This is a genomic window from Paenibacillus phocaeensis (assembly GCF_900021165.1).
GTDB classification, from domain to species: Bacteria; Bacillota; Bacilli; order Paenibacillales; family Paenibacillaceae; genus Fontibacillus; species Fontibacillus phocaensis.
On sequence record NZ_FCOQ01000031.1, the window covers coordinates 180,435 to 206,533 of the forward strand.

At 54.5% G+C, this 26,099-nt stretch carries 23 protein-coding genes; 7 read left to right on the plus strand and 16 right to left on the minus strand.

The genetic code is table 11. The features are described 5' to 3' along the window. Nucleotides 1-22: 22 nt before the first annotated feature. The 4 genes from BN3795_RS20385 to BN3795_RS20400 are packed head-to-tail and all read left to right on the plus strand — an operon-like array spanning nucleotide 23 to nucleotide 4,177. Nucleotides 23-1,399 carry a YheC/YheD family endospore coat-associated protein gene (locus tag BN3795_RS20385; protein WP_068786528.1) on the plus strand — a complete coding sequence of 459 codons (1,377 nt, stop codon included), beginning with the start codon at nucleotides 23-25 and terminating at the stop codon, nucleotides 1,397-1,399. After that, entirely contained in the window at nucleotides 1,396-2,520 is a 1,125-nt protein-coding gene (locus BN3795_RS20390) for a YheC/YheD family endospore coat-associated protein (protein ID WP_068786529.1), read from the plus strand. Before BN3795_RS20385 ends, BN3795_RS20390 begins: the two co-directional genes overlap by 4 nt. Nucleotides 2,521-2,556: 36 nt before the next feature. After that, nucleotides 2,557-3,111 (plus strand): GNAT family N-acetyltransferase, encoded by a 555-nt coding sequence (locus BN3795_RS20395; protein WP_068786530.1) that lies wholly within the window; start codon nucleotides 2,557-2,559, stop codon nucleotides 3,109-3,111. Then, entirely contained in the window at nucleotides 3,068-4,177 is a 1,110-nt protein-coding gene (locus tag BN3795_RS20400) for a YheC/YheD family endospore coat-associated protein (protein WP_068786531.1), read from the plus strand. The genes BN3795_RS20395 and BN3795_RS20400 overlap by 44 nt, the downstream gene beginning before the upstream one ends. A gap of 42 nt (nucleotides 4,178-4,219) precedes the next feature. On the opposite strand, the gene BN3795_RS20405 is transcribed toward BN3795_RS20400, so the two are convergent. The 8 genes from BN3795_RS20405 to BN3795_RS20440 all read right to left on the minus strand — a co-directional run bounded on the left by BN3795_RS20405 (nucleotide 4,220) and on the right by BN3795_RS20440 (nucleotide 12,323). Next, nucleotides 4,220-5,476: an MFS transporter gene (locus BN3795_RS20405; RefSeq protein ID WP_232729993.1), complete on the minus strand. Its 1,257-nt coding sequence runs from the start codon at nucleotides 5,474-5,476 to the stop codon at nucleotides 4,220-4,222. Between the two features lie 210 nt (nucleotides 5,477-5,686). Then, nucleotides 5,687-6,382: an HAD family hydrolase gene (locus BN3795_RS20410; protein ID WP_068786532.1), complete on the minus strand. Its 696-nt coding sequence runs from the start codon at nucleotides 6,380-6,382 to the stop codon at nucleotides 5,687-5,689. Between the two features lie 73 nt (nucleotides 6,383-6,455). Continuing rightward, entirely contained in the window at nucleotides 6,456-7,556 is a 1,101-nt protein-coding gene (locus BN3795_RS20415) for a GerAB/ArcD/ProY family transporter (RefSeq protein WP_068786533.1), read from the minus strand. Between the two features lie 19 nt (nucleotides 7,557-7,575). Beyond that, nucleotides 7,576-7,785: a hypothetical protein gene (locus BN3795_RS20420; protein WP_068786534.1), complete on the minus strand. Its 210-nt coding sequence runs from the start codon at nucleotides 7,783-7,785 to the stop codon at nucleotides 7,576-7,578. Next, nucleotides 7,785-8,951: a Ger(x)C family spore germination protein gene (locus BN3795_RS20425; RefSeq protein WP_068786535.1), complete on the minus strand. Its 1,167-nt coding sequence runs from the start codon at nucleotides 8,949-8,951 to the stop codon at nucleotides 7,785-7,787. Before BN3795_RS20425 ends, BN3795_RS20420 begins: the two co-directional genes overlap by 1 nt. Before the next feature lie 7 nt (nucleotides 8,952-8,958). Then, nucleotides 8,959-10,437, minus strand: a complete 1,479-nt coding sequence (locus tag BN3795_RS20430) for a spore germination protein (RefSeq protein WP_068786536.1) — start codon at nucleotides 10,435-10,437, stop codon at nucleotides 8,959-8,961. Between the two features lie 181 nt (nucleotides 10,438-10,618). Continuing rightward, on the minus strand, nucleotides 10,619-11,164 hold the full coding sequence (gene yfcE / locus BN3795_RS20435) for a phosphodiesterase (protein ID WP_068786537.1): 546 nt from the start codon (nucleotides 11,162-11,164) through the stop codon (nucleotides 10,619-10,621). Between the two features lie 79 nt (nucleotides 11,165-11,243). Further along, nucleotides 11,244-12,323 carry an FAD:protein FMN transferase gene (locus BN3795_RS20440; protein ID WP_068786538.1) on the minus strand — a complete coding sequence of 360 codons (1,080 nt, stop codon included), beginning with the start codon at nucleotides 12,321-12,323 and terminating at the stop codon, nucleotides 11,244-11,246. A 302-nt stretch (nucleotides 12,324-12,625) separates the two neighbouring features. Between BN3795_RS20440 and hcp the strand changes: the two genes are divergently transcribed. Beyond that, nucleotides 12,626-14,314 carry a hydroxylamine reductase gene (gene hcp / locus BN3795_RS20445; RefSeq protein ID WP_068786539.1) on the plus strand — a complete coding sequence of 563 codons (1,689 nt, stop codon included), beginning with the start codon at nucleotides 12,626-12,628 and terminating at the stop codon, nucleotides 14,312-14,314. A gap of 16 nt (nucleotides 14,315-14,330) precedes the next feature. On the opposite strand, the gene BN3795_RS20450 is transcribed toward hcp, so the two are convergent. After that, nucleotides 14,331-15,227, minus strand: coding sequence for a LysR family transcriptional regulator (locus tag BN3795_RS20450; RefSeq protein ID WP_068786540.1), 897 nt, complete (start codon nucleotides 15,225-15,227; stop codon nucleotides 14,331-14,333). A 129-nt stretch (nucleotides 15,228-15,356) separates the two neighbouring features. Between BN3795_RS20450 and BN3795_RS20455 the strand changes: the two genes are divergently transcribed. Together BN3795_RS20455 and BN3795_RS20460 are read left to right on the plus strand one after the other, a co-directional pair. Continuing rightward, the gene (locus tag BN3795_RS20455; protein ID WP_232729994.1) at nucleotides 15,357-16,844 is read left to right on the plus strand and encodes a carboxylesterase/lipase family protein; all 1,488 of its coding nucleotides are present in this window, start codon (nucleotides 15,357-15,359) and stop codon (nucleotides 16,842-16,844) included. After that, on the plus strand, nucleotides 16,829-17,611 hold the full coding sequence (locus tag BN3795_RS20460; RefSeq protein ID WP_068786542.1) for a sulfite exporter TauE/SafE family protein: 783 nt from the start codon (nucleotides 16,829-16,831) through the stop codon (nucleotides 17,609-17,611). Before BN3795_RS20455 ends, BN3795_RS20460 begins: the two co-directional genes overlap by 16 nt. Nucleotides 17,612-17,677: 66 nt before the next feature. On the opposite strand, the gene BN3795_RS20465 is transcribed toward BN3795_RS20460, so the two are convergent. From BN3795_RS20465 to BN3795_RS20495, 7 genes are all read right to left on the minus strand, one after another. Continuing rightward, nucleotides 17,678-18,226, minus strand: a complete 549-nt coding sequence (locus BN3795_RS20465; RefSeq protein ID WP_068786543.1) for a CueP family metal-binding protein — start codon at nucleotides 18,224-18,226, stop codon at nucleotides 17,678-17,680. 88 nt (nucleotides 18,227-18,314) lie between these two features. After that, nucleotides 18,315-19,121, minus strand: a complete 807-nt coding sequence (locus BN3795_RS20470; protein ID WP_068786544.1) for a Nif3-like dinuclear metal center hexameric protein — start codon at nucleotides 19,119-19,121, stop codon at nucleotides 18,315-18,317. Between the two features lie 20 nt (nucleotides 19,122-19,141). Beyond that, complete coding sequence (locus tag BN3795_RS20475; RefSeq protein ID WP_068786545.1) at nucleotides 19,142-20,035, minus strand: carbohydrate ABC transporter permease; 894 nt, start codon at nucleotides 20,033-20,035, stop codon at nucleotides 19,142-19,144. A gap of 11 nt (nucleotides 20,036-20,046) precedes the next feature. Then, entirely contained in the window at nucleotides 20,047-20,973 is a 927-nt protein-coding gene (locus BN3795_RS20480; RefSeq protein WP_068786546.1) for an ABC transporter permease, read from the minus strand. A gap of 27 nt (nucleotides 20,974-21,000) precedes the next feature. Then, on the minus strand, nucleotides 21,001-22,548 hold the full coding sequence (locus BN3795_RS20485) for an ABC transporter substrate-binding protein (RefSeq protein ID WP_068786547.1): 1,548 nt from the start codon (nucleotides 22,546-22,548) through the stop codon (nucleotides 21,001-21,003). Between the two features lie 124 nt (nucleotides 22,549-22,672). After that, entirely contained in the window at nucleotides 22,673-24,268 is a 1,596-nt protein-coding gene (locus BN3795_RS20490; protein ID WP_068786548.1) for a helix-turn-helix domain-containing protein, read from the minus strand. A gap of 13 nt (nucleotides 24,269-24,281) precedes the next feature. Further along, nucleotides 24,282-26,006 (minus strand): sensor histidine kinase, encoded by a 1,725-nt coding sequence (locus BN3795_RS20495; RefSeq protein WP_068786549.1) that lies wholly within the window; start codon nucleotides 26,004-26,006, stop codon nucleotides 24,282-24,284. Nucleotides 26,007-26,099: the final 93 nt, after the last annotated feature.

Sequence of the window (26,099 nt, forward strand, 5' to 3'; positions counted from 1 at the left end):
CACTTTTAGGAGGATAAAATCCATGAGTTTGACTTTTTGCAACGTCCATTTCACGCAAGCCCCCGAGCGGGTGGTTTACGTGTCAGGGGCTCTAATGAAGAATCTGAAGTTGTCCGGAAAAAAGTCGGTTCATCTAAGACTCGGCGCGGAACGGGTTCCCGCCACCATCAAACGGATTCACAAGGCGGGAAAACACCTCTATCTGGCCAGCGGCGTTCGCAGGGGCATTAAAATCCCCAAGCCCGGCGGCGTCTACCTCCGAAGCCTCCAGGAGGGGGAAGTGCAGATCGGCCCGCTCATCGGCGTCTTATCCGATGGGCCCACCTCCTCCCAGACGAATCCGTTTGGCTCGCGCACCGGGTTCATCAAGCAACTGCTCAGGCAAGGGAGCCGGATCTCTTATATTTTCGCGTTCACCCCCAGGGACATCCACTGGGAGGACGAAACAGTCAACGGCTATTTCCTGAACGAAGCCGGACGGTTTATTCGTAAACGGGTGCCGCTGCCCGACGTCGTTTACAACCGCCTTCCCAGCCGGCGGGCCGAAACCACAAGCTCGATCAATCAGCTGCGGGAGCGGTTCGTGCGCCGCAGGATCCCTTTTTTCAACTGGAGCTTCTTTAACAAATCCGATATTTACCGATTGCTGGAGAAGGATGCGGCAGTCGGCCGCTACGTTCCCGAGTCGATCATGAGCCCGACGTCCGAGCAAATCAAGGAGATGCTGGAGAGGCATTCCCTGGTTTACTACAAGCCGAACAGCGGCAGCTTAGGCAACGGAATTTACCGCCTGTCCTATATTCCGAGAAGCGGATACTATGCCCGGTATCGGAAAAACGGACGCAACGCCCTGCTGCGCTTCACTTCCTTCGCCAGCCTGATGCGCACGCTGCAAGCCAGGCACGGACGCGCACTTCGCGGATATGTAGCCCAGCAAGGGATACGCCTGATCGAAATCGACAGCTGCCCAATCGATTTCCGGTTCCATATGCATAAGAACGGCAGGAACCAATGGGTTGTCGTTGGCATCGGGGCGAAGAAAGCCGGCAAAGGCAGCGTGACGACCCACTTAAAGAACGGAGGCTCCTTGCTCACGCCGGAGCAGGCTCTCAGCCGCGCGTTTGGTTCACGGGCCGACGAGGTGCTGCGGAACGCCAAATCCGTCGCCATCACCTTGGCCGAAGCGATCGAATCCCACCAACAACATCTGATCGGCGAGATCGGGTTTGATATCGGGATCGACCGGGACGAGAAGATCTGGATGTTTGAAGCCAACGCCAAGCCGGGCCGTTCGATCTTCAAGCATCCTTCGCTTCGGGCAGAAGGGAAAGCTTCGGTGGATCACATCTTGGATCATTGCCTCTACTTGAGCAAATTCCGGAGGAGGGATGGCTCATGAGCAATCCGCTCTTGAGCGAGAAGAAGCCGGTCGTCGCCGTGCTGACGGTCGATGATAACGACAGGCTGTTCCGCGGTAACCGCAACAACTTCAGAGACCTCGTCAAAACCGGGCAGGAGCTGGATTGCCCCGTCTATATCGTCACGGCCAGAGACCTGAAGCTTGGCGCCAAACGAGTTCAAGGATATTTGTTCCATTCGGAGGAGAAAACGTGGAAGAAGCATTGGTTCCCTTTGCCTGACGTCATCTACAACCGCATTCCCTTGCGGGAGGATGAGCGAAAACCGGAGGTGCGCCGCAAAATCGAAGAGGTGCTCCAGCACGAATCGATCCAGCTCTTTAATCCATTCTTCTTCAACAAGCGCCGCCTGTTCGAATGGCTGAAGAAGGGCCGGTCCACCCGAACGCTCGTACCGGACACCAAAAAAATGATGGGCCCCAAAACCCTGAATGCCATGCTGGAGAAATACGGCAGCCTCTACCTGAAACCGGAAAGCGGCAAAGCTGGAAAGGGCATCATGTTGCTGCGGCTGGACCCGGACGATCTCAAGCCGTACCGGCTCACGATCCAAGGGAAGCGGCGCCGGAACGTCGTATATAAGACCGCCAAGCTGCCCTTGTTATGGAAGAGAATCAAGCGGGAGGCCGGGACAACGCCGTATATCATGCAGGAGAGCATCGAACTGACATCCTATCGCGGCCGCCACTTCGACATGCGCGTGCTCGTGCAGAAAAACGGCAAAGGCCTGTGGATGGTCACCGGGATCGGCGCCCGTCTGGCGGGTCCGAAGCGGATCACGACCCACGTTCCCCAAGGCGGCAGCATCGAGGATCCGGAGAAGATGCTTCTTCCGGCCTTCGGGGCCGATATGACGGCGCTGCTGCTCAGCCGGATCAAATCGAGCTCCCTCTTGATTGCCAAGCAAATCGAGAAGGAATCCGGCTTCCTCCTTGGGGAGATGTCCATGGATCTTGGGGTAGACACCAACGGCCGCCTGTGGTTTTTCGAAGCCAATGCCAAGCCGATGAAATTCGATGAACCGCATATCCGCAAGAAATCGCTGGAACGGATTTTTCAATACAGCCAGTATCTATCCCGCCAACCGAAGTTCAAGGCGTAAGACGGAGATCCAGCAAACTATAGGAGGGCGGCAGCAATGGAGATCAGGGCTGTAACCATAGAAGCCGGAGTTCCTTGGGAACTGCAGCACGGCGAAATTCTGGCATTCATCCGAAAATACGGCACCGGCCGCGTCCCGCCTGGCGTCCTCCGCGCTCTGCTGCGGCTGACCCCGGGCGACCTTGACCGGCCTGGCTGCTCCCTGCTCGTCGCCCGGATCCGGGCGGAGGACGGCGAACGACTGGCCGGCATCGCCTGCGCCGCGGATTACGGACGCACGCTTTGCGTTGTTGTCGTCCATCCGCTCTATCGCGGCCGGGGCGTGGGCACGAAGTTGCTTCAAGCCCAGTTGCACCGCCTGAAGGAGTTCAGTTGCCCGGTTGCGTTAAACCAAGTTGCCAGCCTGCGAATGTGCTTTCGCGCCGGGTTGACCGCATCCGGTCTGATCCGGAACCGGAACGGCCAGACGATGCTCCTCATGGAGGCACGGCCCGTTTCCCCAGGGCTCAGCGAACCGGCCGCCCATTACAGCAAAGAAGGTGATACGGTTGTCACAACCCGTCCTGGGCATCCTGACCTTGTACCTCAATGACAAGAAGCAGCTGGAGGAACGGCATATCTACCAGCGCATGATCACCGAGGGACAAAAAATCGGCCTGGACATTTTTGTGTTCACGCCGATGGACGTTTATGATCAGAAGAAGCAGATTTTTGCGCTTGAGTATGACCCGAAAGGCAAAAGGTGGTTCCGTAAATGGCGCAGCTTCCCGGACCTGATCTTCGATCGCTGCCGCATCCAGCGAAGCAAACGGTTCGAACAGCTGCTGCGGTTCCGGGCGCGCTATAGTCATCTGACCTTCCTCAACCGGCCGCTGCGCAACAAGTGGACGATATACCAAACCTTGTCCCGAAAGAGCAGATTTCGGGACAATCTGCCGGATACCGTGCTGTTCCAGAGCAGCAGCGACGTGATGGGCCTGCTCAAGAAGCATTCCGCCGTCTACGTCAAGCCGATTAACGGCACCGGCGGCCGGGGGATCCTGCGGGTAGAGCGCCTGGGCGGCGATCTGTTCCTGGTTCAGGGGCGGCGGCAGAATCGGAGCATCATCACTCCCCAGAAAATGCACAAATCCCGGCTGATCGCCTTCCTGCTGGGGTGGAAGGGAAGCGGCCGCTTTATCGCGCAGCAAGGCATTCAGATCAAGCTGCCGAGCGGCCGCGTTCACGACTACCGGATGCTCGTTCAGAAGAACGGCCAAGGCAAATGGGAGATGACCGGCTGTGCCGGCCGTGTAGGCCCTCCTCGCAGCGTCACCTCGAATCTCCACGGCGGAGGCCATGCGGTAGCGATGAGTACGCTGTTGAAGCAGTGGATTCCCGGCGAGGAACGGCGGCAGGAGGTTCAACGATCGGCGGAGAGGCTCAGCCTGGAGGTCGCCGCCTACTTGGAGGAGACTTTCGGGGCCTTGTGCGAGCTCGCTCTGGATTTGGCGATCAATCGTCATGGCCAGATCTATCTGCTTGAGGTGAATCCCAAACCGGCTCGCGAGGTATTCAATCAGTCGGGCGATCCCCAAGCGTACCGCGCAGCGATCGTCAAACCGCTGGAATACGCGCTGTGGTTGTATAAACACAAAGCCGCTTCTCTCTCCGGTTAGGAGGGAAGCGGCTTTGTTGCAAACACAACTTGCGCTCATTCTTCATTCGCCGCGTTGTTGCCGCCTGCGCAGCATCCGGCCGAATACGCCTAATATCGGCAACAGCAACACTGCGGAAGCCAGCAGGGAAGCCCGGATGGAGACCCGGCTTCCGATCCATCCCACGGCCGGCCCTCCCGCGGTCTGGCCAAGCGCGTCCGATTGGCTGACCATCGACAGGACCGTGGCCCGGCTGTCGCTGCGAAGATTCATGTTGAGCCAGGTCGCGTAAATCGGTTCGCTCACGGCAACGGCTACGCTCACGACCAGGACGGAGGCCAGCGCCCAGACGAAGTCCGTCGCCAGAAAAAGCGAGAAGATGCCGGCAATGCGAATGAAAGTCAGCCAAAACATAGCTGCGGAAACGGTTTGCTCACGGTTCATGTTCAGCTTGGTTTCGGTGAAGCTTACCGCCAGCATGCTCAAAATCGTAGAAGCCGCGCTGATCAGGCCAAACCAGACGGCTACCTTCAGCATCCCTTCCGGAAAACCAATTTCCCGGATCAGATGAATCTCCCAAAGCCGGTCGTAGCCTTCCGAAGCCGCGCCGCTAAACAGTGTGACGCCTACGATCAGCAGCAGCAGCGGGCTGCGGGCGATCACCTTGGCTCCGGTTCTCCAGGTTTGACCCATCTCCCGGAAATGGGAGGTTCTCCCGCCTCGCGGCGGCCGGACAAAACGCGTCTCCTTCATCCTCCGGATCAGAAGCAAACCAAGCGCAACATACATCAGCCCTCCCGCCAGATAAGGCAGATTGGGCGCCAGCACCGAAAGCCCTACGCTGACGCCGATTCCCAGCAGCGATGCCGCCAGCGCCACGCGTTTGGCGCGCATAAAGACGGCTCCGGCGGCCGATTCTCCGACTTCATCGACCATCCAGGCGCTGTCTGCACCGCTGATAAAGGTGTGGCCGATCCCGAACACCACTTGGGCCAGCATCACCCACGCGACCGACGGGATCAACGGGCCTAATTCCTGGAGCCATAGAATGCTGCCTTCGAACATAAATCCCATGCCCAAAATGAACATCCCGATAATAATCGACAGCTTGCGGCTGTAAGTATCGGCAATCACGCCGGTAATTCCTTCGAAGATCAGCACCGTCAACTCCAGAACGGTACCGACCAGGACAAGCTCAAACGGATTCAGGCCCAGTTGAGTCACGTAATAAATGCTGTAAGTTGTAAAGATCGTGCTGCTAGCAAGAGAAGTGAACCAGTTCATCAAATAAAATACTTTTGCCGATTGATTGTTATGCAAAACGGATTCCGCCTTTCAGGCAGGCGGCACGTCATCTCAGTTTAGAAAGTCATAAGATCTATTCGCGATCCAACCGCAACATGCAGCCGCCTAACCGATGTTCTTGTTTGTTCCTGATAAGTTCCTCAAAGTTGGCTGGTACGGGATAGGTTTGTCGCATGAAAAACACCTCCAAAATAATTAAAAACCTAAATCTGAAAAAACGATGGCTTACGCTTGCTCCGCCTCGTCATACAGGGAGACCAACTCCTCGAAGGAGCGGATCAGCACATCGGAGCCGGCCAACTCATCGCCATCGCCGAATCCGGCATAAGCGCAGCCGATCACCGTCAACCCGTTCTTCTTCCCCGCCTCGACGTCCGAGGAGCGGTCGCCGACCATCCACGCGCGTGATACGCCGTGTTTGTCCAACAGCAGCTTAACCAAGTCGACTTTGGACGCGGTCTGATACTCGCCTGCGCTGAAGATCCCTTCAAACAACGGGAATATACGATGTGCCTCGGCCACGCCTTTTACGTAATGCTCCAGTCCGTTGCTGGCAACGAACAGCCTTACGCCGCGCCGGCCCAATTGCTGCAGCGTTTCCGGCACCTGCGGGTACAGCTCAGTGGCCAGACGTTGCAAGCCTTCCAGCTCGTACTCCAGCAGCAGCTCATCCGCCCGGCGATGTACGGCTTCGCCATGATTAGGAATCACCCGCCGCCAGATATCTGGCAGGAGCATCCCCAAGCAGCTTAGAATCCGCTCTTCCGGCGGGGTTGCCCCTGTGTACAGCCCTTCTTCCCGCAGCCGGTCGAACACCTGATGAAACACCGGAATCAGCAGCGTTTCCGTTTTGAACAGCGTCCCGTCCATGTCAAAGATCATCGCTTCCGGCTTCACCCATCCGTCGGTCTCTCTCCTCATCTCCACATTCCTTCCGTATGTAGGTTATAGCCTCATGATATGTCATGTCGGTATTCCTTGTAAACCGAAGGCCTTATCCGGATGTGGCCCGGCGTTCCCGTCGCACCTTGATTTCGGCAGCCAGCAGCAAGATCAGGGGAAAGACAACCTGGAACGGAAACGCATAATACTGGTAGATCTTCATGACGAAGTAATCCATCTCCATGATGTTGTTAAACAGCGCGGAGGCCAGGTACGTAATCAGAAGCCCGGTTTGCACCGCTACGCTCCGGTAACTCTTCAGGTGAAGCAGCTTCGCGATGCCCTGACTGGCGGCCAGCAAGCATACGCTGAGCTTCATAAATACGCAAATGACGAACACGACGGCCACCGTTCCTTCGATGCGTTGAATAAAATCCCCGATATTAATTCGGCCTACGGCCGTATAGGATGGAAAATACACGTTGCTTATCGTATTGGGCCCCAGGACCAAAATATTGCGGTAGGAAATGAACAGGACAAGGAGGCCGCCGATCCATAATCCATGGAGAAAAATCCGGTAAAACGACTTCCGATCGTTCACGCCGCCGCCAAGGATCGCGGTTAATAAAAAAGTCTCGGCAAACGGGAAGGAAAAAGCCGAAAAAGTCCCCTCCCAAACCGGCCCCCAGCCGTTGTCCAAAATCGGCAGAAGGTGATTGAAATTCAGTCTTTGAATGGTAAGACACAAGACGAGAACAATCGTAAACATACAGATGTTCAGCAGCAGCCGTGCGCTCCGCCCCATTGTATCGAGGCCGTACAATACGACGATGATGCTGAGCGCGCTCACAAATAACATCGGCACGATCATCGGCGTTTCCGGCATCGTCTCGGTATCCATGAATTCTCCGAAATGTCTGAGCACCAAGGCGCCTACATGAATCGCATACCATATATACAACAAGCTGAACGCTTTCCCTATCCACTTTCCGAAGACGTGCTGGCAAATCTCAAACAGATTCTGCCCGGGAAAAAGGGTCAACAACCTTGCTGCAATCAGGACGATCGGGATGGCGATGAGAATCGCAAACATAATGGAGAGCCAGGCATCGGATTTGGCTTGGCCTGCGGCGCCCAGGATCATCGTGCTGCCCATTATGAACAGAATCAGGATGGTTCGCGCCTCGCCTGCGTTGATCAAATCCTTGTTCATAACCCATTCACCTCCCCCGTTATATGCCAAACAACAGCCGCACCGCTTGTTCGATCAGCCTCGTAGGGCTCGGCAGCTTCGCCCCGGCAGCCAGCGCTAAAGCAGCAGCGAAAGAGACAAGGCCCAAGGCGCAGCTGACGTAAAAGTCCTTGATATAACCGTTTTTATACGTTTGGACTTGATCCAGCAACACGATGAAAGCAAAAGCAAAGATCGTAAACAGTATCACTAATCCTCTTCCTCCGGTTGAATCAGCTTTTTGACGGATGCCGTATTTTTGATTTCAACATCGGCTTCTACGGTTACCTTTAACTTGGAGAAATGCTCGTCCCAGTCCTTTTCGAGCGACTTCCATACCTTCGGCATTTTCTTGTGGATCCGGTTGCCAAAACCGAAGATATCCTGCTGATAGCGCTGCTGTGCGATCCCGATGACGCTCTCCATTTCTTTTACAAGCAGGTCCTCGGCGATTTTCTCCGTATCCGCGAGCCATTTAGAAGAGAAGTTGATGTTTTCTTGCGCTTCATCTACCGAAACAACGGTATGCGTCTTTACCCTGATTTCAACCTGACCATTCACAAGTACCGGCTCCACTTTGGTCTTGCTCTTGAAGATTTCCAAAGAAATGCTCGGCGAACGCCGATAACCGCCCAACGGCAAGATTCCCCCTTTGATTTCGTCTCGGAGAAACAGCACATACTTGGTTTGGTTGGCATCCATCGTTCCCAGCATTTTATCCTTATCGAATACGGCCAGCCCGCCAATGGAAGCCACCTGTTTGCCATCGCTTCCCTTAACGTAGATCATCGGCAGGATGCTGCTGAGCCCGGTCGTATTGATCGTGTCGGCGAAATCAAAAATTTCCATCACCGGAAAATTCGACACGCTATGCTCATTCTTAAGGATTTCATCGATTTTAAAGGAAAGGGGGCCGCCGGAGTCCCCGCCGGTACGCAGCACCTCCTCCGCGGTTTTCTCGCCGGAGACCAGAACGCGGATGTCGGCTCTCGTTTCCGTGTCTCTGACATACCAGTCGAGAACTTTCGAAGCTCCCTCCCGGGCGATTTCCTCGCTTAAGATAATCGACTTGGCATGAGCCCAGTAGAGTCGCATCCCGGTCTCCGTGATCATGTTTCGAACGATTTCAAACATGGTACTCCCGGATAAGGTAACCCGTTTGGAACCGATATGCATCAGGTCTTCTCCCCCCGAACCGTCGACCATCTCGATCGTCAACCTGATCTCGCCTTCCTCCTTGCCTTTGTCAATGGCGATTCCGGCGACCGTGATCACTTTGTCGACCTCCCGGTAATTCCAGCAGCCGGTCAGCGATAATAAAATCAGGCTGCTGCATGCAACAACAGCTAGGCGTTTCACCCTCGAAGGGTTCGGCATCTTCCGCTCACCTCGCGATTTTTCGAATCCGCCTTTTGGCTTGCGTGCTCGGGGCCCCTTTCTTCGCCCGCCACCAAGGCAAGCGGATGACCGTATCCCGAATATCGGATTCCTTGAAGGAACCGATCGTCATCATGTAAGGCACTCCGAAACTCCTCAGACTCATCAAATGAATGATTAACCCGATCATTCCGAACAAATAACCGTAAAGCCCCAAAAACGAGGACAAGGTTAACAAAATAAATCGCGTCGAGATCGAAGCCGCCTTCATCTTGACGTTAAGCAGCGTCGTAATCCCGGTCGTACCGACGACGATCACCATGGGGGCGCTCACGACTCTCGCATCAACCGCGGCTTGTCCCAATACCAGCGCGCCAACGATGCTTACGGCTTGGCCGATGGAGTTCGGAATCCGCGTCCCGGCCTCCCGCAAAATCTCGAATACGAGCAGCATCAGGAAACATTCCGCCACCGTCGGCAAGGGCACGGATTGTCTTGCGGCGGAGATGCTGAGCAGCAGCGGAGTCGGCATCATTTCCTGATTATAGGTAACCATCGATACATAGATAGCCGGAATGCTGACGGCGAGAAATTCGCCGAGAAACCGCATCGCCCGGTTGAACGAACCGAAGAAGTAATTGCTGTAATAGTCTTCGCTCACTTGAAAATATTCCAGGAACAAGAAGGGAACCGTAAGGGCAAACGTGCTTCCGTCCACCAGAAGCGCGATGCGCCCTTCCAGGATCTTCCCGGCCACGGTGTCGGGACGCTCCGTATTGCCGACCGTTTCGAACGGAGACATCGGATGATCGCGGAGCATCTCCTGCAATTGCCCGGAATCCAGGATCGCATCGATGTTCAGTTGCTCCAGACGTTTAACGAGCTTGTCCAGAATTTTTGGGGAGGCGGCTCCTTTCATATAACACAGGCAGATGGTCGTATGGGTCGACTCCCCGAGCTCCATAAATTCAAATTTAAGCTCCGGGTTCTTGACTCTCTGCCGGATGAGCGTCAAGTTGGTGATCAGCGATTCGGTAAAGCCTTCTCTTGGCCCGAGAACGGCCTTCTCCGTTCCCGGTTCCGACACATCCCGGTATTTTCCTCCCTGCGTCCCAACGATCAGCGCTTGAGGCGAGCCTTCCACCAGCAACAGCGTTTTGCCGCACAGGAGCTCGTTCAGCAACTGATCCAGGTTGTCCGATAATTGCAGTTCGGGGGCATCGATAATCCGATCCATCAACAGCTGCGTTAGGGGAGTACCCGGAGTTTCCCCGGAGGCTTTGAAGGCTAAGATCGGCTTGATGATGTTATTGCTTATGGCCTCGCTTCTTACCATGCCTGCGATGTGGATCAAACAGCCGGAGATCGACCCGATTTCGGGATGCTGGAATTTGCGAATTTTCACGGTGGAGTCCCCGGAAAATATCCGCTTGAATAATTCGATATTCTCATTGACGGAGTCGTGCAAGCGTTCCTGGTTCAGCAATGCATCCACCCTTTTCCGAGAAAGCTTAGAAGAATGTTTATATGTTATTCCCAACATCGCCAAATTTTATCGGTAGATTCACAAACTTGAATCCGCACAAAAAAGCAGCGAGGGAGTTAAACTCCCTTGCTGCCTGTGAATTTGCGCCGCCTCTTCGCACCTTGCCGTTACTCCATGAAAGTTAATTGAATTCGATCCGTTTCACAGTCTCTCCGGCAAAATCCTTGACGATAAACGCCCCCGCCTCCAAAATGCCGTAGGAATGCGGGGAATTCTCCTTCGGCAAAGCGATGGATCCCGGGTTCAACACATAAATGCCGTTCTTGCAATCCGCCACCGGCACATGGGTATGTCCTTGAATAAACACGTCGCCGGGCGAGAGCGGCGGAAGCTGATCCATGTTACAGCCGTGGCCGTGAGTAACGTAAATCCTGCGCCCCTCGCAGAAGAGCATGGCGTAATCCGCCATCATCGGAAATTCGAGCAGCATCTGGTCCACTTCCGCATCGCAGTTCCCGCGCACGGCGATGAGGTGATGCTTATGCCCGTTAAGCGTCTCCGCCACCCGCTTTGGATCGTACCTGTCAGGCAGCGGATTCCGCGGGCCGTGGTACAGGAAATCCCCCAGCAGCACAAGCTGGTCCGGCTGCTCCTCCTTGGCTTTCACCAACGCCCGGTCCAGCCATTCGCTCGACCCGTGGATATCCGAAATCATCATCAGTTTCATGGACAACCAACTCCTTCACCCGTAAGTTCCGGGCATCGCAAGAAAGACGCTCAATCGCTTGAACGTCTCCAGCCTGCCCTTATTCGACCAGCGTGTATTGCGGGTCGGTTACTTTAAAACCGCCTTTGAGTCCCGACGTGACGTAAATCTTGTTGTCTTTCGTGATGAACAGCCCTTCCGTTCCGTCGTCCAATCCCTCCATATAGGTTAACCCTTCCTCCAGGCCCATCACATAAACAAACGTCGACAGCGCATCGGCATCCGTTGCGTTGTCCGCCAGAATTGTGACACTTTTCAGGTTGTTCTGTGCCGGAACGCCGGTTCTCGGATCCAGAATGTGATGATACATCACGCCGTCTTCGATGAAGTAACGCTCATAGATTCCCGACGTATCAATCACCTGGTCGCTTAATCGAATCGTCCCCATGGTCGTGCCCCGCGAGCTGTCGGGATCCTGGAGGCCGACGTTCCAGCTGTCGCCGTTAGGCTTGCTGCCGATGACGATGATGCTGCTGCCGCCGAGGTCGACGAGCGCGCTCTTGACCCCCTCTGCTCTCAAATATGCGGCAATTTCGTCCGCTGCATAACCTTTCCCGATGCCGCCGAGATCCAACACCATCCCCGGCCGTTTCAGAAAGACCGTGCGCTTGGCTTCGTCCACGACGACGTCCTTATAGCCAACCAGGCTAAGCTCCCGCTGCAAATCCTCCGGAGCCGGGACATGGGCCCCTTCATGTCCAATATCCCAAAGATCGACCAGACCGCCTACCGTTGGGTCAAATAGCCCGTCCGTCTGTTCGGCGTAGTCAAGCGAACGCTTCAGAACCTTCATGGTGTCCTCGGAAACTTCAACCGCCTGTTTGCCGGCTTCCTGATTCACTTTGTAGAGCTGGCTCGTCTCTAATGTGCGGCTGAGCTCTACATCCAAGGATTTCAGCAGATTGTCGATATGGTTTAAATGCTCCTCGGCCTTGGGATCCTCATACAATTTGATATTAACGACCGTATCAAAAATATAATATTGCTTCGAGGCAGGCTCTGTTGCCGTCGGATTCCCCTTCGTTTCCGTCTCTCCCCCGCAGCCCGATAACAGGGTTGTCAGTATTGCCGTCAAGCCGAAGATTATGGCTCGTTTACGCCATTTTTGTGTTCGTTGCATCGTTTCACCTCATTATGAAATTCCACACCTCTCGTGGGTAACCTACCGTATTGTATAATTTTCACAACCTCTTAGTCCAGTAAGTACATCACGTTCAGGGGTTGGAGATGCGAGGAAAGGCGACCGCCCCATGACCTGTTTTCTATTTTGTGGAAATGGTTGTGACTGCAATCACTCCTCCGTGAGCGGTCCGGCGCTATGCTTCTGGCATACTCGGAGGCGCTTCGCCCCAAACCTCTACGTGAAATTTAACACCTATGTTTGGCGCCTCCCTATCCCACTTTAACCAAGGAGGTTTCCCTATGGACCCAAACCATGCTACGACCGACACCCTTCAAAAGACATCCATGTTCTGTTACCAATGCCAAGAGGCGGCAGGTGGATTAGGCTGTACGCTCGTCGGTGTTTGCGGAAAGCCGGAAGACGTCGCCAATTTGCAGGATTTGCTCATCTATGTTCTTAAAGGGATGTCATTCCTCGCACTGGGCAGCGATCTGCCGGAAGACGTCGAGCGTCAGCTTTCTGTGTTTACGATGAACTCCTTGTTTGCAACGATTACGAATGCCAATTTTGATCACGACAGCTTCGTCGGTCAAATCCGAACGGCCCTCGCTATGCGCGATGCAGTACAACACTATTGGAATGAGCGGCATGCAGGCGATGAGCGTTCCCTGCCCGATGCCGCGCTTTGGAAGGCGGAAGACGAAATCCAGATTGCAGCCAAAGCGAAGCAGGTGGGGGTTCTCTCCACCGTCAACGAAGACATCCGTTCCTTGCGCGAGCTGCTGACCTACGGACTCAAAGGAATGGCCGCCTACACGTACCATGCGAATCAGTTGGGTTATACGAATAAGGCAATCGATCGCTTTATACGCCAAGCGTTGGCTGCTACATTAGACGATACTTTAACTGCCGACGACCTTGTCGCCCTGGTTCTGGAAGCCGGCAAGTATGGTGTGGAGGCCATGTCCTTACTGGATCAAGCCAATACGAGCACCTACGGCCATCCGGAGGTGACCCAGGTCAATATCGGTGTGCGGAATCGCCCTGGCATTCTGGTCAGCGGCCATGATTTGAAGGACCTGGAAGAGCTGCTGGCGCAAACCGAAGGAACCGGCGTGGATGTTTACACCCACAGCGAGATGCTGCCGGCCCATTATTATCCGGCTTTCAAGAAATACAGCCACTTCGTCGGCAATTATGGCAACGCCTGGTGGGAGCAAACGAGGGAATTCGCCGCCTTTGGCGGCCCGATTCTGATGACGACCAACTGTATCGTCCCGCCAAAAGCCAGTTATAGGGATCGCATCTACACAACGGGGAATACCGGATACCCCGGGGTTCGGCATATTCCAGACGGTGCCGACGGTAAGCCGAAGGACTTCTCGGAACTGATCGCGCACGCCCTCAGCTGCCCGCCGCCAACCGAGCTCGAAAGCGGGCAGATCGTCGGCGGCTTCGCTCATCATACGGTTACCCGGCTGGCCGACCAGATCGTTCAGGCGGTGGAGACCGGGGCGATCCGACGATTCTTCGTGATGGCGGGGTGTGACGGTCGGATGAAATCACGTGATTACTATACGGAGTTTGCCAAACAATTACCCCGCGATACCGTCATCTTGACGGCTGGCTGCGCGAAATACAAATATAACAAGCTGGAGCTCGGCGACATCGGCGGGATTCCGCGCGTCCTGGATGCCGGTCAATGCAATGATTCCTATTCGCTGGCCGTCATTGCGCTCAAGTTGAAGGAAGCGTTGGGTCTTGAGGATATTAACGAGCTGCCGATTTCGTACAATATCGCCTGGTATGAGCAGAAGGCCGTTATCGTCCTGTTGGCCCTCCTCCATCTCGGCGTCAAAAACATCCATCTCGGACCGACGTTGCCGGCTTTCCTGTCGCCGAACGTGGCCCAGGTCCTGATCGATAAATTCGGCATCGGCGGGATCACAAGCGTAGAAGAAGACATGGCTTTGTTCCTCGGCGCCTAGGCGTTACGCGATAGGGCTATAGGGAAAGGACGCTTCCCTCTACAGCCAACCTTGCGAAGTATTGAACGGTAAAATCCCGGAATTGGACCGCGATCTGCTTCAGGTACCGATCCTTCGGCCAGGCCAGGGAAATCGAGCGTTTGCACCAGCTTTCCTCGAGCCCAAGCAGCCTGACGTCCGGACCGGTAGAGCCGCTCCAAGTGATCGCGGGCAGGAACGCGACGCCTTGCCCCGCACGAATCAAGCCCCGTACGGTGGCCGGATCGTCGCTCTCGAACCGAATCCGGGGGGTAAACCCGGCGAGCCGGCAGAAGGCATCCGTCGTCTCGCGCAAAGACTTGCCGGAAGGCAGCATAATGAAGGGATCCTCCCTTAACTCCTTTAATCGAACCCGCTCCCGATGTGCGAGAGGATGATCGGCCGGGACCGCGACGAGAATCTCCTCCTCGAGCAAGGAGACCGCCTCCGTTCCGGGAGGCGGCACCGCTCCGTCCGAGAGACATAGATCGAAGTTCGTTCGAGGATCCATTGCTGCAACATGCTGCAGCAGGTTGAACTGGGCATTCGGGCATTCTGTTCGAAAGGCGGCTAATAACCCTGGAAGCAGGTGCGAAGAAACCCGAACATCCAGCGTGACCATGGTAGATGCGGATCCGTTGGTATCCCGCAGCCGCTGCTCTCCGTCCTCCAGCGCTTCCAACGCGAGATCCACATGGCGGAGAAACATTCGGCCCTGCTCGTTCAGGCGAATCGTCTTGCGCTCCCGCTGGAACAGCTCGGTCCCCAGCTCGGCTTCCAGCGATGCGATCATCTTGCTGAGTGCCGGCTGCGAGATATGCAAGCTATGCGCGGCCTTCGTCATATGCTCCATCCGAGCTACCGTCTGAAAATATTTAAGCTGCAACAACTCCACGCGCTGGTCCTCCTTGGTTCATAACCTATAAGTTATGATCTTTATATTCAAATATATATTATGGTTCATGAAATCAAGCAAGCTATAATAGACACAACATGGATAGAACAGGAGACGATCCGCTTGATTGTGCAGACGTTGTCAGGCAAAGTCGAGGGCTTGAATATAGAGGGGGCCTACGTATTTCGAGGCATTCCCTACGCCTCTGCGGCAGGGGGACCGCGAAGATTCAAACCGCCGGCTCCCCCGCTTCCGTGGCAAGGCGTCAAATCATGCGACCGGTTCGGTCCCATCGCACCTCAGATTCCGGCACAGGAGGGCATCTTGTCGGAACTGGCGCAGTCCGAGGATTGCCTGGTTCTAAACGTATGGACGCCGGCAGACTTGAGCGATGGGCTCAAGCCCGTTATGGTCTATATCCACGGCGGCGGGTTCGTAGGCGGAACCGGGGCGGAATGCGATGGCCTCAGGTTCGCTTCTGAAGAAGGCATCGTATATGTGTCGATCAACTACCGGCTGGGTGCGTTAGGTTTCTTGGAGCTGAGAGAGCTGCTGGGGGAAGAATACGCAACTTCGGGCAATCATGGCATGCTTGATATTGTCGCAGCTTTGCAGTGGGTTCAGCACAACATCGCCGCCTTTGGCGGCGACCCTTCACGCGTCACCGTCATTGGAAATTCAGCAGGAGCCAAATGTGTCGCGTCGCTGTATGTCATGCCAAGCGCACGCGGCCTGTTTCACCGTGCGATTGCGCAGAGCGGCGCAACGCAAGCGATTCGAGATCCGCAGACCGCGAGCGTAACTAGCCGGAGGATGCTAGAGAAGCTCGGACTGACGCCGGCGAACTCGCACCGCTTGCTCGAGCTTCCCGCAGAGAAGCTGATCGAAGCGCAATCGGCAGTCGGTTTCGATACCTCGCACAGCCTGCACATGTTTGGCCCTGTGGCCGACGGCCTGGTCATCCCTCCGGATCCGCTGGGGAGCCTTCAAGGCAGTCAAGGGTTGCCGCCGCTCCTGATCGGGTTCAACGAGGAGGAAGCAGCCATCTTTATACAAAATGATCCGCGGCTTCAGTCCCCGAACATGGAGGTGCTTGAGGGATTCTTCGGTAGGAATGCCAACGCCGTGTGGAGCGCCTATCAGCATTACCGCCGCTCCGTGTCCCCGGACGTTGCCTGGACTCGAACCTTAACCGAGCACTTGTATGGTATCGGGGCGATGCAGTTCGCGGAAGCCGTGGCGATCTCGGGCGCACCGGTATGGATGTACCGGCTTCGGTGCGGCGGCAGGCTTGGCGCGATCCACGGGTATGAAGGCAGCTTGATCCAGGCGGCATTTACCGCTGGTAGCACTGGGGCCCCAAGTCCCCTGTGTGCCGCGCCTTCCGACGACCCTTATGCCGTGACGGCTGAGAAGATTGAACTTGCGCGCGGAATGAGAGCGGCCTGGAGCGCATTTATCCATAGCGGAGATCCGAATACCGAACTATTGCCGGCTTGGCCTGTTTACGGAGAAGAACATGCCACCCTGGTGCTGGATCTGGCTAGCTCCGTGCGCAAGGACTTGCCGGCCCCGGCCGGGATCGACGTTCCCCATCAGGTATGGAGGATGGCTTGATCCCGCTCCTTGAAGTTGCCCTGGTCATGTTGGCGCTTGGTTTCCTCCTCGGCTTCGTAGGGGCCGGCGGATCGGGGTTTATCATCTCGATTCTGACCGTCGTCTTCGGTTACCCGATCCATACGGCGCTGGGTACGGCGCTGGCGGCGATGTTCTTCTCTTCCTTCTCCGGTTCGGTGAGCCATTACCGGGAAGGAAATATGGAGCTGCGTTCCGGGGTAGTCGTCGGCTTGACCGGGGCGGCGGGCGCGTGGATCAGCTCCGGCTGGTCCTCGCTGATTCCCGAAGATCGGCTGGGATATCTGACCTCCGGCATGCTGTTCGCTTCCGGATTGGCCTTGTGGTTTCGAATGGTTTATGTGTCCCGGCGTCCGAGTGCGGATGACGACCAGGGGCCTGTCGCAGTCCAAAACCGGAGATTCTGGCTTCTTGCACCGCTCATCGGCTTCCTTACCGGCTCCCTCTCGGGATTGTTCGGAATCGGGTCGACGCCTTTTATCCAACTGGGGCTGATGCTGCTCCTGGGAATGTCGATGCGGTACGCCGCCGGCACAACGATGCTGGTCATTATGCCGATCGCCTTAGCGGGAGGGGCAGGCTACTTCACCATCGGGTACCTGGATGTGCATTTGCTTGTTGCCGTGGTGATCGGTACGATGACCGGTGCTTATATTGGAGCCAAGTTCACGAAGCGCGTACCGCAGATCTGGCTGAAAACCTGCATGGTGCTCACCCCGATGATCGGCGGCGCGATCCTCTTGCTATAGCTGCCGGTCTCCCCCAACAACAACGGACCCTCCTCGGAGGGTCCGCTGTTGTTGAAGTGGTTGGTATTAGCTGAGCTGTAACGTCGTAATACACGTCTGATCCCCGTCGAACGTGGAGATTTCCGACTCGGCCGTCTTCCCGTCATGGCTGACCTCAACACGGTAGGTTTGATCCCGCGGCAACCACAGGTCGATAAACCCGTTCGCTTGGGTCATCATCTTCTGATCCAGCACGGGATTTCCTTCTGCATCGGTAACGTTCACTTGGAACTCCTGCTCGCTCATCTCTCCGCGGCATCCGGTCAAGCTGTGAATCTCGCAAGGATGCGTCTGGTTTACATAAGGCGCGATGGAGACGAAAAATTCGTCCTTCGGCAGATCATACGTCTTCGAGCCGGCCGTATCGCTGTCCACGATCAGTTGGCTCGACGTAATCGACGCGGACTTGGCGCTTAATTTGCCAACGCTGTAGTCCTGAACCATCTGCTTAATCCTCTGAGCATCGATAGCGTTCGATTCCGTTTGCTGATCGGCTTGTCCCGTGATCAGAGCATAACTTCCCAACACGGCAACCACAATGACCCCGGCCCCCGCCAAGATGGATTTCCGTTTCAATGATCGGCACCCCTTCGTTCATCTGAAATTATTCGCTGCTGCTCGAATAACTCAATTATAGCAAAGGTTCCCTGCCGCTTCACGCCGTCTAAAGATATCGGAAAGGCTCCTTCGCATCCACGAACGTGACCGGGATCCCGCTCACCATCGGCTGCAGCCATTCCGCCATATGCTTCATGCCCCATTCCTCACTGCGCTCGTGCCCCACGACCAGCATGGCCTTGTTCATCCCGAGCATCGCAGCATCGTTCACATAGGCGCATAACGTCCATTCCAGAATCTCGCCGCAGATCATGACGTCCAGATTCTGATCCCGCATCAGTTCCATCGGCATTTGCTCTCTTCCGAGTCCCAGGCTCCCGCCGCCGACCAACACGCCAATTCGCGAACATGGCATTTCCGGCCGGCCTACCATTTGAAGCACGTTCATCGACAACTTCTCCTTCAGAAACACCGCCAGTTCCCCAACGGTTGTCGGGTCGATGACAAACACCCACGGCTTGCTCTCCTCCGCCAGGCGGTCGCTCCATCCCAGTTGACGGATCAGCCCGTCATAGATGCGATCCGTTTCAGCCATATGCATATGATCATGGTACCGCCAAATGGCGATGCCGTGATCGTCGATCAACTTCTTCTTGGCGCGATAAACCGGATCTTGCTGCAGCCACTCCAGCTCGTCATTTCCCGTGAAGTAAGTCGGCTCATGGGTAATAATCAGATTTGCCCCGACCGCGATTGCCTCTTTCACCACATCGACGGTAGCCATAAAGCTTGTGACGATTCCCGTCACTTCCTGGTTCGGATCGCCCGATGCCAAGCGGTCGCACGAATTTTCAACTCGGGTCTCGCCGCAGGAATCCTCCAGAATCAGATCTATGATTTCTTGCACTTTCATACGGATATCTCCTTTCTGCTTCACCCTTTAACGGCGCCGATCACGACTCCCTTAGTCAAATACTTCTGCAGGAACGGCAGCACGATGACGATCGGCAGGATGCCAATCACCGCCATCGCCATGCGAATCGCCGTGCTTGGAAGCTCGACCGTGCCCGCTCCTATAACGCTGCCGGCTTGGCCGGATTTCAGAAACTGAATGTTGTTCATCAAGCGGATCAGCATATTTTGAATGCCATAATATTGCGGTTTCGTGATGAAATACAACGCATTGATCCAGTCGTTCCAATAAGCCAACCCCATGAACAGTCCAACGGTGGCCATCACCGGAACGGATAACGGCAGCATGATCCGGAAGAACGTCCGCAGCTCCGACGCTCCGTCGATTTGTGCAGCCTCGATCAGCTCCGCGGGAATGTTGTTCTTGTAATAGTTGCGGATCAGCAGCACGTAAAATCCGTTCGTCAGCAGATTCGGGACGATCAGAGCGGCCAGCGTATCTTTGATATGCATATATTTGGTCCACATGATGTAAGACGGAACAATCCCGCCGCTGAACAGCATCGTGAAGAATACGATAAACGCCAACACGTTATGATATTTGAAATCTTTCCGGGACATCGGATACGCCAGCATGCTCGAGATCAGAAGGCCGACCGCCGTTCCTAGAATCGTCACCAGGAAGGACACGCCGTACGACCGAAGGAAGGTCGAAGCCGAAGAGACCATATAGGCGTAAGCATCCAGACTTAACTTCGCCGGGAAGAAGCTGTATCCGTCCCGAACCAACGCCGATTCATCCGTAAACGAGGCGACGAGAATCAGGATGAACGGCACAAAGGCAAAGAGCGTTAGCAGCACCATCGCGACTGCGGAGAACAAGACGAAAATTCGTTCGCCTTTCGTTTGAATCATGGTCTCTCCTCCTAAAACAACGCATTATCCGCGTCGATCTTTTTGACGATCGCATTCGCCAGCATCACCAGCCCGAACCCGACAATCGACTGATACAACCCGGCTGCCGCCGACATCCCGATATCATTCACCTGCATGAGTGCCCGGTACACATAAGTATCGATCGTTTGCGTCGTGCTGTATAATGCGCCTGCGTTCATCGGCACTTGATAGAAAAGGCCGAAATCCGAATTAAAAATCCGTCCGATCGACATCAACGTCAGGATGACGACGGTAGGCTTCAGAAGCGGCAGCGTAATCGTCCAGATCTGCTTCAATTTGCCCGCACCGTCGATTTTCGCCGCCTCATAAATGCTCTTGTCAATTCCGGCGATAAACGCGATGTAAACAATGGAGCCATATCCGGCCGTCTTCCACATCTGAATCAATACGAGCAGATACGGCCAGTACTTCGGTTCGGAGTACCAATTGATTTCCGGCAGACCCAGCGGACGAAGGATCGAATGATTAATAAATCCGCTGTCCGCGTTCAGGAACGCGAAGACCAGGTAGGACAATACGACCATCGAAATCAAATTCGGCAGCACCAGCCCCGATTGAAACAGCTTGGCGTAAGCCTTGCCGATCAGCTCCGACATCAAAATCGCAATGAGGATCGAGAGAATGGTTCCAATTACGATAAATGCTACGTTGTATAGCAGCGTGTTTCTCGTCATGATCCAGGCATCGGACGTTTGAAACAGGAACCGGAAATTGTCGAAACCGATCCAATCGCTCCGAAAGATGCCCTTGGCATAATCGATGTTCTTAAAGGCAATAAACACGCCGGCCATTGGAATGTAATTGTTGATGACAAAATACAGCAGGCCTGGCGCGGCTAAGAGCAGCAGCGGGAGATTTTTCTTCAGCCCTCTTGACCGGATCGTCTTGTTTGTCATAGCGGTTCTCTCCTAATCATTCCCGATCTACTTCCCGCTGATTTGCGCGGCGATCCATTGATCCAGCTGCTCTTGCTTGCTGCGGATAATATCCTCGGCACCGGCGTTGTTCAAGGCTTCCACAAACTTCGGAATCGTTGTATCCGGATCGAGCACACCGCATATGAGTCCCGGCAAGTATTGATTCACGACATTCGTGACGGCGCTCATCTGGGTTTTCACTTCGCTCGGATCAAAGATGAAGCCAAAATACGGAGATTTCTGGGTCTCTTTGTTCTCTTTCAGCTTCAGCTCAACGTCAGACCAGTCGACGCCTTCCAGTTGGTATTGCATCGACTCGGAGCCGACAACCCCCGTGCTGAGCATGGCTGTGTAACCCACCGTGTTGGCATCCTTGCCATCCGGATATTTCACGTGGTGCTCATCCACCTTCACATAATCTTCGCCTTCGATCCCGTAGAGAATCGTATTGATCAGCGCTTCATCGGTGTACAGCAGGTTCAGGAACTTCACCGCCGCTTCCGGCGCTTTTGTCGTGCTCGACAACATCCAGCTGACCATATTTACAGCCCCGGTCTCAAAATAATAAGGAGCGATCCGCTTCATCTCCAGGTTTTTCCCCGTTTGAGCACTTAAAGCTTTGGCAGCTTCCAAACCGCCGTATCCGCCCATATAGGAGAAGCCGCGCCCGGAAGCGATCAGGTCCGAAGCCGTAATCGACGTTGTTGCCGCATCTTTCTCCAGATATCCTTTATTGAACCAATCTCTCATCATTTGAGCGCCTTCTTTAAACAAGTCGGTCTCATAGAAATTGACCACTTTGCCTTCGTCGCCGACGACAACCCCGATCCCGGTGGTGTCCGACAAGAAGTCAACCTGATGCGAGCCCTTGAGCAGTTGCAGAAGCGAAGTGTCACTCGGGTTCACGTTAATCGGACCAAATGGAACGGCATCCGGATGTTTTTGCTTGACCGCTTCGAAAATCGCCGGCAAATCATGAACCGAGCGGATATCGTCAGCCGTAAATCCGGCTTCCTTCAGCATGTCCGCATTGTAAACGAAGTTCGTTGGGATCGACATGCCTTTATTCACCGGAATGCCGTAGATATGTCCGTTTAATGTAGTCGCTTTCAACAGATCGGGACCGAAGTCCTTATCCAGAATGGCGGTAAGTTCCTTGCCGTATTCGGGGAGCAAATCCTCCAACGGATACACCTGGTTTTTGGACACATAGCTGGTGAACTGCCCGAGCGTCGTGAACAAATCCATTTGTTCTCCGCTTTGCAGTGCCAAGTTTACTTTCTGGGCATAATCCACCGGACCATAGAGCTTGTAATCGATTTCCACGCCGATTTTGGGGATCGTGATCTCATTGATCGCATTCGTGATCCGATCCAGATTATCGGGAATTCGGTTAAAAGAAATCATGGCGAACACAATCTTCTCCACTTTCGCCCCGGCACCATCGCCCGCCGTTGTCTTGCTTTCGCTCGAATCCTTACCGCACGCCGCCAGAATCGAGCTGCACAACATGACGGATAACAACAGCAGAACCATTCTTTGTTTTCTCTTCATCTCTTCATGCTTCCCCCATTCATGTGGTTTTCGTAATCAGTTTATCGCTTTGAACGGGGCTTCTCTTTCAATAAACCGACATTTACTTTTAAAAAAAAGCTCAGTTCCCTGAGCTGAGCTTTGCTTAATCCTCCGGCTTATATTTGGCCCGATAGGCATTGGGGGACTCGCCCGTCAGTTTCTTGAACACCGTCGAGAAATACGAGAGATTGTCGAATCCGGTATCCGCCGCAATCGTTCCGATGCTTACCGGGCGCTCCGCCAGCATCCGCTTGGCCATTTCAATTCGGTGGGCATTGACATATTCGATAATCGACATGCCCGTTTCAGTTTTAAAGGTTTTGGACAAGTAATCCGGCGTCAGGAAGACGCTGGCCGCCACATCATCCCGGCTGATATTCAAGTGATAGTTCTCATGAATAAACCGTTTCGCCCGTTCGACAACCCCCTCGGATTGCAGCGTTTCCTTCAGCGTTTCAATCACCTTCTCCGTCATCAGATGCGCCCATTTCATGAAATCGAATACGCTGTGGTCGGACCGCTGGAGCAGGCGTTTGGCGAGGTCATCCGCGAACAGCCGGTGGGCCTGAATGTTATTTTGTGCCAAAAAGGCATATACCACCTGGAGAAAATCCTCACGCACCGAATGAAGGGTAGCTGCATCCAGCATGTTCTGCGCGGCCAGCCGTTCCAGCGTATGCTTCAGACGCTTGACGATCTGCATTTTATCCTTCTGGGCGAACAGCAGCGTATACAAGCGGGTGTCCAGGGCGAACGGCTCCGTCGTGTTATAGTGAAACCGGTCATTTTGGAAGTGGACGCTCCCCCTGAAGATGAGGTTCGAAGCATCCATTTGTTCCAGCTTCGACTTGCACTGGGCCAATTGGGAAATCTCCTTCTCCTCGCTGATATAACACGTGGCCGTGCATTTGAAGTGCTGCCTGCACAACCGGACAAGCTGCTCACCGCTTGCCTTCAATTGGAGCAGTTCCGTCCCGCCGTCCAGAATGATCGCGTGGTAGATCTGATCATCCTGTTTATAGGCGATCACCCGGTCAGGGTTGGGACGATCGAACATGATTTCGGATCCAAGGTTGGACAAGGCGTAGTGAAACACACTGGGGTTCCAACGTTCATCGATTTCGGAGGTCTCGACGCTGACCAGAACCAGGATAAATTTCTGCTCCACGGGAAAGGACAGATCCCTCCGCTGAATTTCCCTCTGGATCAAATCCGCTCTCGTAGAGATCGTGGAGGACAAGACATCGCTCCAGAAGCTCTTCTCCACCAAATCTTTGTTCCGCAGCCAGGTTAACCCGTGCCTGCTGTATTCCCCCAGCGTTCTGCGGCGCTTCAACGCCTCAAGCGACCGGTGCAGCGCTTCATCCAGCTTCGACTCGTCGAGCGGTTTAATCAGATAAGCGTCCGCATTGTAGGTCAATGCCGTCGAAGCGAAATCGAAGCTCTCATGGCAGGTAAAGAAGATAAAGGCGCAATCGCAGCCTTGCTCCCGCACCCATTGAATCATTTCGAGGCCTGTCCCCCGGGGCATTTCAATATCACATATGATCAAGTCCGGCGGGCCGGCCTCGAAACAGGATTTGGCCTCCAGAATATTATGCGCCTCCCTGACCTGCGAGAAGCCGTATTCGTCCCAACGAACGATATCCCGGAGCACTTCGACAGTAGGAATGTCGTCATCGATAAGTAAGCAGCGCATCGTTACACCTCTCTTATGAAGTCCATTCCTCGCCTTCCTCCCTCGGGATAAGAACTTCAACCCTCGCTCCCGGCGGTTCGGCGTTGGACAGTTTCAACAGGTCTTCGCGTTTATACAGCAATTGAAGCGTTCGCCGAATATTGGAGATTCCGACTTGCCCGCTCGCTTCGGCGTGCTCCAGGCTTGAATCCTCCCCGGCCTGCAGCACGCTTGGCGGAAATCCTCCGCCGTTATCCTCAATCGAGATGTGAAGATAGGGCTTGTCCTCGATCTCGATCAGGCTGGCCCGAATGAAGATCGATAACATTTCCCCGTACGTCAGAGCATGCTTGAAGATGTTCTCAACGAAGGTTTGAACCAAAAATTGCGGGATACGGATTCGCCCCGCAGCTTCGTCGATATCCGTCATGCAGAAGATCCGGTCGGGATTCCGAATCTCTTGCATGCGCACGTAATTGACCACATGCTTCATCTCTTCCTCCAGCGGCACCAGGACAAGTCCGCCCTTAAACATATATCGCAAATGCTGAGACAGCAGTTGAATCAGCATTCGGATTTCTTCGTTTTTGTTCTGGTACGTCAAGCTGTTGATCGTGGAGATCGCGTTCAGGAAAAAGTGCGGTCTGATCTGCATTTGCAGATATTTGAGCTCCGTGCGGCTCCGCTCGATTTTTTCCTCATACGTATGAATTTTCAGATCGGTAATCTCCCGAACCATAGAATCGAAGGAATGAAACAGCTTCATAAACTCGATGGAAAAATGCTCGGAAGGCTCCGGGAAGCTCGTTCTCCCTTTTTCAACGTCTTTCGCCGCCTTCACCAGCTCCAGCACCGGCTGTAAAATGTCCCTGGCCAGAAGCCTTACCATCAGGGGAATCGCCACCACCGAAATCGCGGCTAAGGAAATAATAAGCCATTGAATCAGCTTGAGCCCCGAGAAAATACTTTGTTTGGCCATCATGTGGGTGATGTCGCCAAATTCGGCGATCGGTTCCGAGATAAACAAATAGCTCTTCTGATCCCGATCTCTCAAATCCGACAGGGACAACGCCGGTTCTAGCAGGCTTCGATCGGTTGAAGCCAGAATGCCGCCATCCCGGGCGCTAAGAAGGGTAGGGCCCCGCTCTTGTCCTTCCCCGCTGGCGACGGCCAGCAAGGAATCGGCTTTGACGAACGTACCGAAGCTGACCTTCTCATAGGTGATCGATCGAAACAAATAATGCGCGCCTTGCACTTCGAAATCCGTCCATTCATCCAGGTTCCGGTCCGGATCGGGGAGAAAATCGTGCGACTTCAGAAAATCGATCAGATCCAGCTTGTCTTCGATCCGGGTGCGCTTCCCGAATTGAACCAGCGTCGCCCCGTCTCCCGGCAATTTGATAAATACCCCGTCGCTGGAGTCATCGTTTGAAGCTTTGGCCTTCAGGGCGTCCAGCAAAGCGACTTCCCTGAAATAGCGGTCGCTCCCGTTCAGGCGCTCATATTCGGTTGCTGCATCCACCTGGTTCTCGAACACCTCGGTCAGGTCCTTGGCATACAGATTCAGTTTGTTGTGAATGTTCTCCACGTAGATGCCCAATGTATTGCGCGAATTGCTGATCGATTGGGTACGAACCACTTCCAGCGAATAGATGTTGCTGAGCAACAATACCGTGAACAAGATAGCCAGGATGATCGTAAATGGAACGAATAACCTGAATACGATGCTTTTTCTGGTAAACAATCCTCCGACTTTCATCAAGCATCCTCTTCCTTTATCTGGGCGATGGTTCGTATAAGGGAGACCCCCGAAGCGGGAGCAGACCGGAGAGACCGACCGCAGCTCACTTCA